This window comes from Spiroplasma endosymbiont of Cantharis lateralis (genome assembly GCF_964030855.1).
Lineage (GTDB): Bacteria > Bacillota_I > Bacilli_A > Mycoplasmatales > Mycoplasmataceae > Spiroplasma_A.
This window is the reverse complement of sequence record NZ_CAXIQF010000008.1, coordinates 13,618-29,222: the sequence shown is the minus strand read 5'-3', so window position 1 is coordinate 29,222 and position 15,605 is coordinate 13,618. Positions and strand designations below refer to the sequence as shown.

Below are 15,605 nucleotides of genomic sequence, written 5' to 3'. Positions count from 1 at the left end.
AAAGTATTTTACTTAGTAGAACTTCTCGCAAGAAAAGCGTTAACATTTCAATTGAGATAAATAAATATCTATTTTTAGTATTTATTTAAATTAGGATGGTACCGCGTTAAAACGCTCCTATTATAGGAGCGTTTTTATTTTGAAAGGAAAAAAATATGGAAAAAAATTATAAAGATACATTACTTATTAATCAAACAAGTTTTGATATGAAAGCAGATTTAAAAGTTAAAGAACCAAATATTCAAGAAAAATGGGATAGTCAAAAAATTTATAAGAAAAAAATTGAAGCTAATAAACAAAAGCCTAGTTTTGTTTTACATGATGGTCCTCCATATGCTAATGGAAATATTCACGTTGGACATGCTTTAAATAAAATATTAAAAGATATTATAGTAAGATGAAAAAATCAATCTGGCTATTGTTCACCTTATATTATGGGTTGAGATACACATGGTCTTCCAATTGAAACTGCAGTTACAAAAACTGGAGTTGATAGAAAAAGTTTAAAACCTGTAGAATTTAGAAATCTTTGTAAGCAATACGCTTTAACTCAAGTAAAAAACCAATCTGAACAGTTTAGTAGATTAGGAATTTTTACAGACTATGAAAAAAAATATATTACATTAACTGATGATTTTGAGTTAAGTGAACTAAGATTATTTGCAAAAATGGTTGAAAAGAAATTAATATATAGAGATTTAAAACCAATCTATTGATCTCCTTCGAGTGAGTCTGCATTAGCAGAGGCTGAAATTGAATATGCTGAAGTAAAATCACCAACAATATTTGTAGCTTGCAAAATAATAGATAATGAAAAATTTAAAGATACAAATTTTATTATATGAACAACTACTCCTTGAACAATTCCTTCAAATCAATTAATTGCAGTTGGAGAAGAGTTGGAGTATGTATTAGTTAAACCAGAAAATGATCAAAGAAAATTTATTATAGCGAAAGATTTAATTAATTCAGTATCAGAACAAATTGGATGAGAGAATGTAAAAGTTTTAGATACTTTTATGGGTTCACAATTAATTAAAATTAATTATCAACATCCATGATATGAAAATAAAACAGGATTCATAGTTTTAGGTCATCATGTTACAAGCGAAGCTGGAACAGGATTGGTTCATATTGCTGGAGGTTTTGGAGAAGATGACTTTGAAATTGTTAGCAAAAATAATATTAAAGCTTTTGCTCCAATTGATAATCAAGGTAAATTTGATGTAACAATAAATGATTCAAGATTGGAAGGAATTTTTTATGAGGATGCAAATAAAATAATTGGTACAACTTTACAAGAAAAAAATCTATTATTAAAACTTAAGTTTGTAAAACACTCATATCCTCATGATTGAAGAACTAAAAAACCAGTAATTTATCGTGCAACACATCAATGATTTGTAAGTTTAGAAAGTGTAAAAAAAGATATTGATAAAGTTATTGTTAAAGATGTACAAACAAATCCAGAGTGGTCAAAAGAAAGATTAAGAAACATTATTAAAGATAGAAATGACTGAACAATTTCTCGTCAAAGACTTTGAGGAGTACCAATAATTGCATTTTTTGATAAAAATAAACAACCTCAATTAAATAAAGAAATTGTTGATTATGCAATAAATGTTATTGCCCAAAAGGGTACTAATGCTTGATTTGATTTACCAGCAGATACTTTTTTACCTGAAAAATTTAAAGGTTTAGGTTGAGAAAAAGAAACTGATATTTTAGACGTTTGATTTGATTCAGGAAGTTCTAATTTAGCAATGGAACAAAATTTTGGTTTAAAAAGACCTTTTGATATTTATTTAGAGGGAAATGATCAATATCGAGGTTGATTTAACTCTTCTATGATTAACTCTGTTATTTATGATGGTAAACCTGCTTATAAACAATTAATTACTCATGGGATGACAAATGATGAAAAAGGTAAAAAAATGTCAAAATCAATTGGTAATACAATTGACCCCTTAGAAATAGCCAATGATTTAGGAGCAGATATCTTAAGGCTTTGAGTATTCTCAACAGATTTTACAGATGACCAAAGAATTGGAAAAGACATTTTAAAACAAGTATCTGAATCATATAGAAAAATTAGAAACACAATTAGATTTATTTTATCCAATTTAGTTGATTTTGACCCTAAAAAGGATTATCAAAAAGAATTGGAAGAAGTTGATAAATTTGCTTTAAATAATTTAACTGTTACAAAAAACAAGTTCTTTAATGCAATGGAAAATTACGCTTTTAATAGTGGTTTCAAATTAATTAATAACTATGTTACTAATGATTTATCTTCTTTTTACTTGGATTTTATTAAAGATATTATTTATGTAGAAGCTGTTAACTCAAAAAGAAGAAGGCAAGTTCAAACTGTAATTTATGAGCAACTTTGAGCATTACTTGATATGTTGAAACCAGTCTTAATTCATACAGGTGAAGAGGCATATCAAAGTATTGAAAAAATTAAAAAGGAAGAATCAATTCATTTATTAGATTTAAAAGAACAAAAATTCTTACAAGAAAAAGATTTTGTTTCTAAATGAAATAAAGTTTTAGAATTACGTGATGTTGTTAATGAAGCATTAGAAAAAGCAAGAAGTGAAAAAATAATAAAAAAAGGTTTTGAAGCAGTTATTAATTTAGAAATTACTAAGGAATTTAGTTTCTTTAAAGAAATAAAGGATTTAAACCAAATTTTAATAGTTAATTCAATAAATTTTTTACAGTTAAAAGACAAAATTAACTCTAAGCTAGCAAATGTTAGTGTAGAATTAAAACAAGGGTTAAAATGTCAAAGATGCTGAGCAATTTTTGATGAATTAAAAGAAGATATTTGTCAAAGATGTTTTAACGTAATAAATTAAGGTGAGATGAAATGAAGGATTTTCTATTTAATATTAAGTCAGGGCTAAAAAATCATAATTATATTTTTAAATTCAAATTAATTTGATGTATGCCTTTAATGGTAATTTTAATAGGTTTTGATTGAATTAGTAAAGCTATTGTTGTGGATACAATGAAATATGAATATAGTAAAGCAGACTTTATTCCAGGTTTTATTAGGTTTAATTATATAATAAATCCTGGTGCAGCATACGGAATGAATGCTGATAATAAGGGATTGGCTATTACAATTGCAACACTTGTCACATTACTTTTAATTACTGTCTTTATTTTTTTAAAAAACAAATATTGACTAATACCAATTAATTTAATGGTAGCTGGAAGTGTGGCTAATTTATTAGGTAGAGCTTGAGCTCCACTTTCAACAGATGGAATAAGTGGTGGAGTTGTTGACTTTTTAGAATTTGAATTTTGAGACTCAAATTTTATATTTAATTTGGCTGATGCTTGAGTATCAATTGCAGTAGCTATAATCTTTATAATTTTTATTGTGTATATAGCTATAGAAATTAGTGAATTTAATATGAAGAAAAAAATTCCTGAAAAGTATGAATTTTATTGTGATATTAAACATAGAAAAATGCTTTTATTTGAAAGTTATTGATCTAAAATAATTACTAAAAATCAAGAAAAATTCTCATATAAAGATTACTTATCAAAAAATAAACAATTACAAAAAGAATGAAAAGAATATAAAAATAAGGAGTAGATTATGAATCAATTGGAAATTAAAATAGAACACGATGCAGGAAGATTAGATAAGTTCTTAACTGAATATTTAAAAGAAGAATACGATTTTTCAAGAAGTTACGTTCAAAAATTAATTGAATCAAAAGATGTTCTTGTAAATGACCAAGAGGTAAGTGTTAAACATAATCTATTAGCAGCTGATATTATTAAAATGAATATTAAAGAACCAACAGAAATGGAAGCAAAACCAGAAGATATTGATTTTGAAATAGTTTATCAAGATAAGGATTTATTAATAGTAAATAAGCCTAATGGTCTTGTTGTTCATCCAGCTGCAGGTAATCCAACTGGGACACTAGTAAATGCCTTATTATATAAAATAAAGGATTTGTCTTCAATTGGTGGAGTATTAAGACCTGGAATTGTACATCGATTAGATAAAATGACAACTGGTTTGCTAATTATTGCCAAGAATGATAAAACACATAGAAGTCTTACAAAAATGTTAGCAAATAATGAAATTCACAAAGAATATATTGCTTTAGTTCATGGTGTAGTTGAACCTAATGCAGGTAAAATAAATGCTCCAATTGGTCGTCATAAGGGTGATCGCAAAAAAATGACTACAACAGATATTAACTCAAAACATGCAGTTACTAATTTTACTGTTTTAGAACGTTATAAAAATGCTTCAAAAATAAGTTGTGTAATTGAAACTGGAAGAACACATCAAATTAGGGTTCATTTAGCATATATTAAGCATCCCGTAGTTGGAGATCCTTTATATGCTTTCAAAGAAGATATGAAAGAAGAATTTGGTCAATATTTACATGCCTATAGATTGGCATTTAATCACCCAATAACTAATGAAAAAATAGATTTAATAAGTGATTTACCAAAAGAATTTAATGATAAAATCAATATGTTTAAAGAATAGGTGAGTATTATATGATAAATTTTAATGAATTGAAATTGAATTTAGTTCACTATTTTGTTAAAGTTGAAAAATATAGAGCTTTGGAAAAGTACAGTAATGATTATGTATCTTATTTAATTAACCCTAAGGCTAAATTTAAAGTAATTAGAGTAACCTTAGGTTCTCCAGTTACAATTGATAAAAACTTAAATGAAATAAAAGCGACTTTAAAATCACAAAAAAGAGAAAAGTTAGAAGTTTTAAATATTGCTTTAAGTGATTCTGACATAGATATTGAATTAGAAGGAACAACTTTTAGTGTTTCTAATTTAGAAAATACTAAAATAAAATTAAAACCTTATTTTTCTAAAATAGATTCAATTAAAGAGGAAGAGAAGGAAGCAAAAGAGGATTACATTTCAGATGAAGAAATGGTAGAAATCTTAAAAGATCCAACAAAATCTTCTAATATTAAGTTTAAAAAAGCAATTCAAAGAATGAATAGGAATAGTCCTATTTCAATACTTCTAATTGTTGTATTTATGATTATGCCTTCAATTACAGCTGTATTTAGTATGTTATGATTTCCTCAAATAAATGGTCTTACAATTGACTTATTTTTTGGAGCGACAAATAGAAACTTAACTATTGTAGGTCAACAATGATGAAGAATTTTCACATATGGATTTACCTCAAATTCAAATGGACTTTTAATGGCAATCATTCAAATATTTTTAGCTGGAACAACTATTAAATTAGCAAGATATACAGAGGGATTGGTAGGTTCAATAAAGTTTGCAATTGCAATATTTATTACTTATCCACTTGTAGGTTTTTTTGTTAGTGCAACTGTTCCAACTCAACAAGCTGTGTTTTCAGGTGGTTTAGGATTTATGGCAAGTGTATTAGGTGTTTTAGCAGTTACTACATGAGATAAAAAAAGAGAACCGATTCAATTATTTTCAAAAAATAGAATGGTATTTCCAATTCTATGCTTAGTTATTTATCCATTATTTTTAGCTCAATCTCACTTATATATAATGATTATTGCATCAGCTGCAATTTCTTCAAGTATTTATTTATTATTAACTTATAAAAAAGATACTTTAGATAAATTAATTATATTGCCAATTACTATTCTAACTATTTCATTTTTACTACCACTTACATTTTCTTTAATTAGTTATTATTCACCAGCTCATGATCCATATAGTGTAATGACTTTACAACTATATGTTATTAAAGGCTGAATGCCATATACTAAAGGAAATTCAATTATTCTAAGAAATGGTTGAGATTGATATCTTGACTCTAGTGGAAATATTTCAAAATGAGGTTAAAAATATGAAAAAAAGAAAAGACTATATTGATTGAGATACTTATTTTTTAGCAATGGTGCAATTAAATGCAATGAGAAGTAAGGACCCAACTACACAAGTGGGATGTATTATAGTTAACGATTTAAAGCAAGTTGTTTCAACTGGCTATAATGGATTGCCAAGAGGTCTTAATGATGATAATTATCCATGAGCAAGGGATGGGAAATTAGAGGAAACTAAATATCCTTATATAGTTCATGCTGAATTAAATGCAATTTTATCTTCAAAAGAATCTGTTAGAGGATGTGAAATATATACTAGTTTATTTCCTTGTAATGAATGTACAAAAAGCATTATTCAATCAGGTATTAAAAAAATTACTTATTCTTGTGATAAATATCAAGATAAAATAGAAAATAAAATTGCTAAAAAAATGTTAAAAGAAGCCAAAGTTGAGTGTACTTATAAAAAGGAAATAAAAATATTTTTAAGTTAAAAAATGATTTGATAATTATTTTTTTTTTTTTTTTATTACCTTATAATAATAAAGTGTTAGTTTACTAGCACTCTGTATTTCGTGTATTATTTATTAATACGATAACAGTAAATGCTCATTGCGTCCATCAGTGAGTATCAAAAAAACCCATCATAATAGGGTTTTTTTACTTTTTACTGTTAAAATGCAGTTTAGTAAACTTTTCGACTTCGTCTTTCATATCAACTTTATATTTATTAACAAATTCTTTTACTGTATTGCTAGCTCCTAAAGGTAGTTTTACTTTATATTTTTCTTCTAAATTTCTTACGCTTTCTAAGAAATGATATCGAGCAATAATACTGGCACAAGCCACAGAGATGTATTTAGATTCAGCTTTTGTTTCAAAATAAATATCTTTTATTATAATTTTTTGATCAGACAAATAATTATAATAATTTTTTTCACTGGCAAATTGATCCATAATTATTGGTATTGTTTTTAAATTATCATTATTTCTAAATAATCTTTTTAATGCTTGGTTATGACAAATAGCCTTTAAAACATGAGTGTTTTTATAAATATCATAAGCCTGATTATATTTTTGATTCTCTAAAATATATACTTCTCAAATAACTTTATCTGTTATTTTCTTAAAAAGAGAATATATATTTGAATCTGTTATTTTTTTTGAATCTGTTATTTCAGCTAATAAATCAGGATATTTTTTCTTAAAATCCTTTTCTACATAGGCAGAACAAGTTACTAATGGACCAAAAAAATCTCCCACTCCCACTTCATCACAACCAATATTTGGCAATTCAATTGATTTACTTAAATTTTTAGAAGGTTGTGATTGTTTTAAGTTATACTTTAAGCTAAATTCTAAGGCATTATTTCCTTGAATTAATAGGGTATTTGTATGATAAATACTTATAACAAGACCATTAATTTTTAATAAAAACTTTATATTTAAGTTATTTGAGGGACTTAAAAAACTCTTATTTTCTGTAATAATTTTATTAATTATTTTCTCATCTACATTTTTAAAACTTAAACTTTTCATATTTTTTTCACTCTTTCTAGATAAATTATAATGTAAAATATGGGTTATTATAAAATAATAAAATTGGTATAATTAAATTTAAGTAAGAATGGAGGTAAAGTTTAATGATTAATATAGGACCTTGATGACTATTTGATATATTGGCTTTTTCCATTATTATTAGTTGTACAGTTTTTGGTATGACAAAAGGTTTTTTTATTACCTTTTATGTACTAATTTTACAATTAATAGTTGTTATTATCTTACTTTTTGTTCCAGCATTGCTAACAAATGCTTTAAACCCTTTGTTAATGCAATTGTGGGTTAAATTAAAGCTTGTAGATGTTTTCTCCTATTTTGGTGACACGATAAGTAAATTAATTAGTTCATTATTACCATTTGGAGAAAGTGGTTCAACACTACCAATTAGTGGATCAGGAACTGGTTATGAAGTTTTAAAAACACTATCAGGATTAATATTATATCTTATAATGTGTATTTGAATCTTTGTAATAATAAATTTAATTGGTCTTATTTTATACAAAGCATTTAAAAGAAAAATTAGTAAAATCAAAATTATTAGAAAAGTTGATACATTACTTGGAGCATTTAATGGTCTTGCTATTGGTATGACCTTATCACTGGGAGTAAGCCTTGTTATAAGTTTTCCCTTATTTCAAACTGAAAATCAAAAACTTGGTTTAACAGATTTTTCAAATATGACAGAAGAACAAATAAAAGATGTTTTTTTAGATGGTAATGCCTATAAAAAATACTCTCTATCACGTAAAATTGCTTCACCATTACCATCAATTCCCTTATTTACTTTTACTTATACAAATGCTTGTGTAAGTAAATATGTAATAAGTCCATTATCTGTTATGGGAATGCAATTAATTACAAATCAATCAATGCCTAAATTAAAAAACTTCTTTTTAGTATATGAAGATGTTGTGGCAGAGGGATATGCAACAAGTAATCCACTTAAGTTTCCAATCTCTGCATGTATTGAAACAATGCCTCAAGATACACGTGCATTATTTAGATTAACTTCAGAAATGATGTTGATGGGTTCAACAATATTTGTCAATGGTTTAGAAAGTCCAAAAGCAACAGTTACAAGTGTTGAATTAATTAATGCCTTTGATAATTATTATTTATCATCTGGTAAAGAGGAAAGCAAAATACATGATGGTTGATTAGATTCTAATGAATTAGAAAAATTTTATAAATGAGCTCAAGAAAAAACAAATAGCGAAGGTATTGAAGCAAATCCACTTATAAAACTTGCAGATAATTTAGATAAAATAACTAGCTCAGAGTCAACTGCAAAACAAAGATATTTATCAAAAGTATTAAGAGATGCAAAAATGACTTATAATTTCTTTAAAAATATTAATTATGTAAATGCTACTACTAGAAATAATTTAGACTCAGTACCATTTTTATCAACTATATACACAGCAACTTATTTAATTGAAGGATTTGAAATTACTCCTTCTGGAGAAATAAAATTAGGAGAATTTTATGATTCAAAAAGTCCTAAGGATGGGGTTAAAGCTTCAAATAATGATATTGAAAAAATAGAACATGATCAAGAATTTTGAAGAAATAAAGATAATAAGGGATATAGTGGAAGCTATTGAATAGAACATTACTTTGATTTTGCAAAAGGATACTGAAATTAGTTATGGCAAAAATAGGTATTGATATTGTTGAAAATGAAAGAATAAGTCTAAATGAAAGCTTTTTAAATAAATTTTTACACAAAGAAGAAATTAGATTACTTAATAATTTAGAAAGTAACGAAGCCAAATTACAATTTGCATCAGGGAGATGAGCGGCTAAAGAAGCTTTAATTAAATGTTTAGAAAAACCACTAAAAATTAGTGAAATAAATATTATTTATAATAAAAATAAACCCATTATAGAAAACCAAGAGTTTAAAAATATTGAATTATCTATTAGTCATGAGAAGAAATATTCAGTTGCAGTAGCTTTAAATTTATAAGAAAAAGCTTAAAAAATCGAGAAGTATAATTATATATAAAAAAATTATTAGCAGATTATAAAAAATTTTTTTGTTTTTTTTGTAAATAATATATGATAATGTCTCAGTGTATAACAAATAGAAATGTCCCAATATTTATATAAATATTGATATCCTTCAATTACAATTAAGTATTAGAAGTAACAAATTATGAAATTAAAAAGGAAATTAAGTTATATGGAGAATTTAAAATATAAAACAATTAAAAAAGTTATTTCTGGGGAAATAACAAAAATGAGAGCAGAGCAAATTCTTAACTGCACACGAAGAACAATTAATAGAAATATTAAAAGATTATCAAATGAAGGTATATCTGCATTTATACATAAAAACTGAGGTAAATTATCAAATAGATCTACACCCTATGAAATTGAACAAAAAATATTAAATTTGAGAACTGAAAAATATCATGACTATAATCTAGTTCATTTCAAAGAATCCTTAGAAGAATATGAAGATTTAAAAGTTAGTTACACTTACTTAAGAGATTTATTATTTAAAAATGAGATTTTTATATGCACAGATCAACTAGAAAAGAATTAATTAGACAACTAAGACAAAAGTCTTTAGAAAATAAATTATCAAATAAGGAACAAGAGTTTTTTAAAGATAAGATTATTAGTTTAGAAGAATGTAGACCCATGAAAAATAGAAAGGAATATTTTGGAGATAGAATTCAAACAGACGCATGTAGCCATAATTGAGTAACCAATGAAAAAATGATCCATGCTTTCATTGATGACTCAACAGGAAAAGTATTAGCAGGTTATTTTGATTATCAAGAAACATTATTTGGATATTATACAACTACAAAATAAATGATTCTAAATTATGGAACTCCTGAGGAAATACTTACAGATAAAAGAACAGTATTTTATTATAAGGCAAAAGAAAAAGAGTCTACTGAAACAGACTCTAATATCCAGTATGCCTTTACGTGTCAACAACTTGGAATTAAACTAACAAGTACTAGTTGCGCGCAAACCAAAGGCAAGATTGAACGTCTTTGAGGTTCTTTTCAAAAACGACTTCCCCAAGAACTAAGACAATTCAATATCAAAACTATTGAGCAGGCCAATAATTATTTAATTAATGTTTTCATACCTAATTTTAATCACAAGTTTTCTACTCAAATTGATAATAACAAAAATAAAATGAAAATTTGAAATAAAAATACGGATATTAATTTTGTTTTAGCTAGAAGAGAAGAAAGACAAGTTCATAAAGGTGGAATAATTAAATATAAAACAAAAACATATTTGACATATGATGGATACGATATAACAACTTTTGCAAGTAAAACAAAATTACTAATAGCTGAAACATATGATAATGAGTTCTATGCAAATTATACAGATAAGTTCTATAGATTAGTGGAAGTCAAAACTAAAAATACATCAGTTGGTCAGGTTAATGAAGTTCAAAAAACTGAGTCTAAAATTAAAAAACCTAATGTTCCATCTAATCACTTTAGATATACAAATTATATTTACTTTTCTAAAACATGAAAGGAACAATATAAAAATCGTAGATTTACAGTTTAATAAATCTACGATTTTGAGACATTTTCATTTGTTATTGACAAGATTATAATAAATTTTTTTGTTTTTTTGAAAATTAAGATAAATAGTTATAACTTCTATAGCTATTTTCAATATTAATGCCCTCAGAAAACTTTTAAATAGCTAAAATAAAAAGTTTGCTTTTTTTATTTATATATGTAAAATATTTTTACATCATAAAATTAATTTTAAAGGAGAAATAAAATATGAAAAAATTACTAAGTTTATTAGGAAGTGTTGGTTTAGTAGCAACATCAACAATAACAGTTGTTGCTTGTGGAGATACAAAACCACCAGTAATTGCAGAAGATATTAGTGGGGTTATCAATGATTTAAAAGTTGAAACAAATGAAATTTTTAAAAAACACTTAGAAACTAATGTTTATAAAAATTTAATTGGTTTAGAAGAAACTGAAAAAGGTAATAATTTTTTAAACCAAACTAAAATTAAGCAATATGAAGGAGCAAAAATTAAAGATATTAATAAGGTTTTAGAAATGACTGAACTAACTAAATCTTTAAATGCTTTAAAAAATGTTAATAAATATAAAATTATTTTAAATGATGTAAATAGTTTAGTTAAAGGTGTAAATTTTGATTGAAATTCTTTACTTATTCAATTATATGAAGATAAAGAAAATGAGTTATATTTAGGAAAAGTCATTCTTGACTATAATATTCAAATTCAATATAAAGGAACAAAAGATATTGAAACATTTCATATAAGTGATACTTTTAAATATACTTCAACAAATAATCAAGCTTTAAAAGATGGAAGTGACAAATTCTATGCAAATATTGCAAGATATTACTTTTCAACAACTACAGAAAGTGATAGAGAACATACTAATTTAAGATGAGAAGGAATAAAAGGTAATAAAGAACTGTCAGAGGGTTATGGATTATTTGAAGGAGAACTTATTTATAAATCATCTGATATGAGCAAATATTCATTATTTAATTCAATAAACACTGTAAGAAGTTATAATGATTCAAATTCAATTAAAGCAGATTATTCAAAAGCTCAAGGAAAAATATTAGTTGAAACTATTTTTAGAAATGATCCAAATAATGATGATACAAGACAAGCTTTATTAAATTACTATTTCAAAAGCGATAATTACAAAATATGACAAAGTACTTATAATAATTCAAAACAAGAATTTTTAAAAGAATTATCACTTAATGAAAATACTTTTATTAGTGAATCAAAAGAGTTTTTAAGCTCAGCAGCTCTAGGATATGTAAAATTAACAGGACTATCAATAAAGTCAGGAGATAATTACACTCATAAATTGCCAGATTTCAGAATTGCTGTTAATTACTTAATTAAAGATGGTCAAAGTGAAACTGCAATTTTAAATGATATGGCACAATTCTCTGTAAATAGTTTAAAAGCATGACATGATACAATGGGAATAAAACATGGTTATGACTATCCTACAGCAAATTCAGATAAAGACATCTTAATGGCTATGCAAAGTTCAAAATTAACTAATAAATTTATAGAAAATGATGAAAAAAGTAGCAGTTTTGGAAGATCTAACTCATTTAATTTCTTTATGAACTTTGGTTTAACTGATAATGGTTATAAATTTGGTTTATTAGATGAAAGAATGACTATGTTGAATCAAGCAAATCTTCCTGAAAAATTAAATTATTCAATTGGTTTCACTTATAAAGACAAAAATGCTGGACATTGAATGTGAAATTATACAGATTTTAATTGAATTACAGATAGTAATGGAGTTAATCTTAAATGAAATAGCCAAACTAATAATATAAACAATAGTATTATGCTTTTTGACTTAGGTTATATTAATTTATATATTGATTTAGCTCAAATTACTATGGGTACAAAAACATTGGGTGAAAAATACTTTATTAAGTTTGTAAAATAGGAATTTACTAAAAATATGAAAAAAATTATACCAGGGTTATGAATAATAAAATACAGTTTTAAATCAATTATAAAAGAAAGATCTTTTATAATATTTAATGGACTGTATTTACTTTTTTCATTATTTATAGCCTTTTACTCAGTAATTCAAACAAATAATAGTAATTTCTTATTAGTTTTTGATTATTATGTTTTGTTAACTATATTTATAATTCTCTTTATCTTATGTTTAAGATTAACGCAATATTTTTATATGGTTAAAAGAGATGATAAAACATTAAATATAATAGTCACCCAACAGTTATCAAGAAGTAAATTATTTACTTATCAATTTATTGCATTTATTTTGCTAATCTTAGTTAATTTATTAATAACTTATTTATTAATAAATTTTATTAATATGATTTTCTTATTGAAAGTTAATATGTTTTTAGTAAGAGTTACAACAACATACTTAATATATTCATTTCTAAGTTGCTTATTTCTAATTAATTTCTTTTTGTTAATATCATTATTTGCCAATATTCAAGTCTCAACAATTATAGCAACTTTAATATTATCAAGTTCTTTCATAAGCAATTTACCTTATACATTTTTAACTCAAGGTGAAGAAAGTAAAAGTATAACGTTTTCTTATAAAAACTCAAATACAATTATGCAAGTTAATGAGATATATGATTCATACAATCTTAAAAATCATGTCTTGAATAAAAAAATTAAGTACTCTAATTTAAGTTATGAAATCTATAATCATTTTATAGAAAATCAGTTTGAAACTGATCCTAACTCAATTGAAAATAATTTTAATAATACACAATCTATTCAAAAAAGATTAGATTTTTGAATAGATTTGGGAATTGTTGAAGAGAGCCCTCAAACTTATGAGATAGTTGAACCAACAAAAATAATGTCTGCAAATAATAGCTCAGAATTAGCAAACTGAAAAGGTGATGAAATTAACTTAAATTTTGAATTAAAATACAAATTTTTATCAGTTGAGGAATTAGAACAAAAATTAAATTCAAATTCTTTTAGTGAAAGTAATCAAAAAATTATTAAAGAGTTTATTGAATTTACAAATTATATAGTGGAATTTAACAAAAATTTTCAAGAAAACTATTCAAGTTTGTTTGACTCATTTATATTTTTAAATGATGAAACAAACATTGAAAAAAATTATATCAAGAATTTAACATCTCCTGAAAAAGAAAATTTACTATTAAATGAGAAAAATATAGTTGAAATATATCAAAGTTTTTATTCTTATTCGGATAATAAATTAAGATTAGAAAGAGATAAAGTTAGTACTTTAGTAGAAGAACAATTATATTTTCCTACAATGATAAGTATGAGAATATTAGAAAATTACTTTATACGTTATACAAATAATATGGTTATTTTTGATAATAGTACTGTAATTAAAAATGAAAATTGAGATAAATATATTAAATCTAGAAACGTATACAATGGATTCCTTCAAATTAACTTTGTTGCAAATATGTTACAAAGTTATACATATTATGGTGGGAGAAGTTATGATGATATCTGATTTGAAACTGAAAGTTCAAGCAAAATATTTTTCAATAAACAAGATAATTTATTTGTTTCTCAGCCTTCATATACATTTAAAACAGACTCAGAGAATAAACTAAACTCAGAAACTTATAATAATTTTATAGCACCATACTTTTATATAATTCTTCAAGGATTTATAAGTGTAATGAATTATTATATTGCAAAAAATAAATTTAGAAAGTTAGATTTAACAGGTTAAAAAATATGGAAGATATTATAAAATTTGAAAATTATACAAAGAAATTTAAAAAGAAAGTTATAGGGCCTTTGAACTGTACTATTAGAAAACAAAGAATTACAGCTTTACTTGGTAGTAGTGGAAGTGGCAAGACTGTTATTTTAAATTCTTTATTAGGAATAATAAAAGATTTTAAAGGCAATATTGAAATTGACAATATATCTAGAAAAGCTTGAAAGTATTACTTAGTTAATTTGAAAATTGGCTATTATACTCAAATGGATTTTTCGCTTTATACAGTAAGCGCATATAAATTTTTATTAGATATCTGTATTATGATGGGTTTAGCCAAAAAAGAATCAAAAGAAAAAATCGAACATTGAATGAAATATTTTGATATTTGAGAATCAAGAGAAAAATCAATTAGAAGTTTTTCATGAGGTATGAAAAATAGAATGAATCTAATATTGTGTTTTATTAAAGATCCAGAAATTATTATTCTAGATGAACCAGGCGCTAACTTGGATTCATATTGAAGAAATAAAATTAAAAAACTTTTGATAGATGCTAAAAAGGAGGGAAAAACAGTAGTAATTACTGTTCATAATATTGATGAAATTGCTGATATTATTGATGATTTTATAATTATTGATAATGGAGAAAATATTTTTAATGGATCTACTGAAGAACTAAATGTTTATTCAAAGTATAAAATTTTTATTAATGAGTATTTTAAAGAAGAAGACTTTAGAGCTTTCTTAACAAATCTAAATATAAAAACATTTAAGTATGACCCTGATGAAAATTCATTAGTTGTAGCAATTGAAAATTTTAAGCAGATAAATTATTTATTTCTATACTTAATAAAAAATAATCTTCCTTTAAAGAATTTGGTTAAGTTACCAATTAACATGGAATCAATATATAAAGCTTTAGAAAATAAAAATAACACTGTATAGATAATTTAGATTAAATAATTTAATCTAATTTT

The 15,605-nt window shown here is 24.6% G+C and carries 11 protein-coding genes and 1 pseudogene; 11 read left to right on the top strand and 1 reads right to left on the bottom strand.

All coding sequences use genetic code 4. The annotated features are described in order from the left end of the window. Window positions 1-155 precede the first annotated feature (155 nt). Genes ileS through AAHM99_RS02380 form a run of 5 tightly spaced genes read left to right on the top strand, consistent with a single transcriptional unit; the run spans window position 156 to window position 6,325 of the window. A complete protein-coding gene (ileS, locus tag AAHM99_RS02400) occupies window positions 156-2,864 on the top strand; it encodes an isoleucine--tRNA ligase (RefSeq protein WP_342275176.1) in 2,709 nt (902 codons plus the stop codon). 11 nt (window positions 2,865-2,875) lie between these two features. Further along, window positions 2,876-3,613, top strand: coding sequence for a signal peptidase II (lspA, locus tag AAHM99_RS02395; protein ID WP_342275175.1), 738 nt, complete (start codon window positions 2,876-2,878; stop codon window positions 3,611-3,613). Between the two features lie 3 nt (window positions 3,614-3,616). Continuing rightward, window positions 3,617-4,531, top strand: a complete 915-nt coding sequence (locus AAHM99_RS02390; protein WP_342275174.1) for an RluA family pseudouridine synthase — start codon at window positions 3,617-3,619, stop codon at window positions 4,529-4,531. Between the two features lie 11 nt (window positions 4,532-4,542). Beyond that, window positions 4,543-5,850 carry a hypothetical protein gene (locus AAHM99_RS02385; protein ID WP_342275173.1) on the top strand — a complete coding sequence of 436 codons (1,308 nt, stop codon included), beginning with the start codon at window positions 4,543-4,545 and terminating at the stop codon, window positions 5,848-5,850. Window positions 5,851-5,854: 4 nt separating this feature from the next. Beyond that, on the top strand, window positions 5,855-6,325 hold the full coding sequence (locus AAHM99_RS02380; protein ID WP_342275172.1) for a deoxycytidylate deaminase: 471 nt from the start codon (window positions 5,855-5,857) through the stop codon (window positions 6,323-6,325). Window positions 6,326-6,491: 166 nt separating this feature from the next. Here AAHM99_RS02380 and rnhC read toward each other — a convergent pair whose 3' ends face one another. Further along, entirely contained in the window at window positions 6,492-7,370 is an 879-nt protein-coding gene (gene rnhC / locus AAHM99_RS02375) for a ribonuclease HIII (RefSeq protein WP_342275171.1), read from the bottom strand. A 104-nt stretch (window positions 7,371-7,474) separates the two neighbouring features. Between rnhC and AAHM99_RS02370 the strand changes: the two genes are divergently transcribed. From AAHM99_RS02370 to AAHM99_RS02335, 6 genes and pseudogenes are all read left to right on the top strand, one after another. Continuing rightward, window positions 7,475-9,037, top strand: coding sequence for a hypothetical protein (locus AAHM99_RS02370; RefSeq protein ID WP_342275170.1), 1,563 nt, complete (start codon window positions 7,475-7,477; stop codon window positions 9,035-9,037). Window positions 9,038-9,039: 2 nt separating this feature from the next. After that, the gene (locus AAHM99_RS02365) at window positions 9,040-9,360 is read left to right on the top strand and encodes a holo-ACP synthase (RefSeq protein ID WP_342275169.1); all 321 of its coding nucleotides are present in this window, start codon (window positions 9,040-9,042) and stop codon (window positions 9,358-9,360) included. A 189-nt stretch (window positions 9,361-9,549) separates the two neighbouring features. Further along, window positions 9,550-10,943 (top strand): annotated as a pseudogene (locus AAHM99_RS05645) (ISNCY family transposase). A 224-nt stretch (window positions 10,944-11,167) separates the two neighbouring features. Then, window positions 11,168-12,862, top strand: coding sequence for a lipoprotein (locus AAHM99_RS02345; protein WP_342275165.1), 1,695 nt, complete (start codon window positions 11,168-11,170; stop codon window positions 12,860-12,862). Window positions 12,863-13,114: 252 nt separating this feature from the next. Then, complete coding sequence (locus AAHM99_RS02340; protein WP_342275164.1) at window positions 13,115-14,635, top strand: hypothetical protein; 1,521 nt, start codon at window positions 13,115-13,117, stop codon at window positions 14,633-14,635. Between the two features lie 5 nt (window positions 14,636-14,640). Then, window positions 14,641-15,573: an ATP-binding cassette domain-containing protein gene (locus AAHM99_RS02335; protein WP_342275163.1), complete on the top strand. Its 933-nt coding sequence runs from the start codon at window positions 14,641-14,643 to the stop codon at window positions 15,571-15,573. Window positions 15,574-15,605 lie beyond the last annotated feature (32 nt).